This window comes from Mesorhizobium sp. M7A.F.Ca.US.002.01.1.1 (assembly GCF_004022955.1).
In the GTDB taxonomy this organism is placed as follows: domain Bacteria; phylum Pseudomonadota; class Alphaproteobacteria; order Rhizobiales; family Rhizobiaceae; genus Mesorhizobium; species Mesorhizobium ciceri.
Genome location: NZ_RZQE01000922.1, coordinates 1 through 1,089, shown reverse-complemented (window position 1 = coordinate 1,089; position 1,089 = coordinate 1). Strand labels below are relative to the sequence as shown.

The following is a 1,089-nucleotide window of genomic DNA, read 5'->3' as shown; positions in this document are numbered from 1 at the left end:
ATCATGTCTGAAATCTGTTGGTTGGCCGCCAGCTTATCGTTGCCGGCGCTGGCGACGTTGAGGATTTTGCCGCGCAATGGCAGCACGGCCTGGCTGGCGCGGTCGCGCGCCTGCTTGGCCGAGCCGCCGGCCGAGTCGCCTTCGACGATGAACAGTTCTGCACCGGCCGCGGCATTCTGCGTGCAGTCGGCGAGCTTGCCCGGCAGCCGCAGCTTGCGCACCGCGCTCTTGCGCGACACCTCTTTTTCCTGGCGCCGGCGCACCCGCTCGTCGGCGCGTGCGATCACCCATTCGAGCAGCTTCGAGGCTTCCTGCGGATTGTCGGCCAGCCAATGGTCGAACGGATCGCGGATTGCGGTCTCGACAATTCGAATTGCCTCGATCGTCGCCAGCCTATCCTTGGTCTGTCCGACGAATTCCGGCTCGCGGATGAACACCGACAGCATGCCCGCCGCTGAGATCATGACGTCTTCCGAGGTGACGATCGAGGCGCGCTTGTTGCCGACGAGGTCGGCATAGGCGCGCAGGCCTCGCGTCAGCACGTTGCGGAAGCCGGCCTCGTGGGTGCCGCCTTCGCCGGTCGGGATGGTGTTGCAGTAGGAATTGATGAAGCCGTCGCCGCCGAACCAGGTCACCGCCCATTCGAGCGAGCCGTGGCCGCCCTGTTTCTCGCTCTTGCCGGCGAAAATCTCGCGCGTCACCTGGAAGTCGTCGCCGAGCGATGCCTTGAGATAGTCCTTCAGGCCGCCGGGAAAATGGAATTCCGCCTTGGCCGGTGTCTGGTCTTTTTCCTTGATCAGCGACGGATCGCAGGTCCAGCGGATCTCGACGCCGCCGAACAGATAGGCTTTCGAGCGCGTCATACGGTAGAGCCGCGCCGGTTCGAACGCCGCGCCCTTGCCGAAAATCTGCTCGTCGGGGTGGAAGCGGATCTTTGTGCCGCGCCGGTTGTGGACCTCGCCCAACTGTTCCAGGCCGGTCACGGGAACGCCGCGCGAGAATTTTTGCCGATAGAGTTGCCGTCCCCGCGCGACCTCGACCTCGAGATGGTCCGACAGCGCGTTGACCACGGACACGCCGACGCCATGC

Annotated in this window: 1 protein-coding gene; it reads right to left on the bottom strand. The window is 64.6% G+C overall.

The features are described from left to right. Positions 1-1,089 (bottom strand): toprim domain-containing protein (locus tag EN932_RS36760; protein WP_245483410.1); only part of this gene is annotated, 1,089 nt, incomplete at both ends.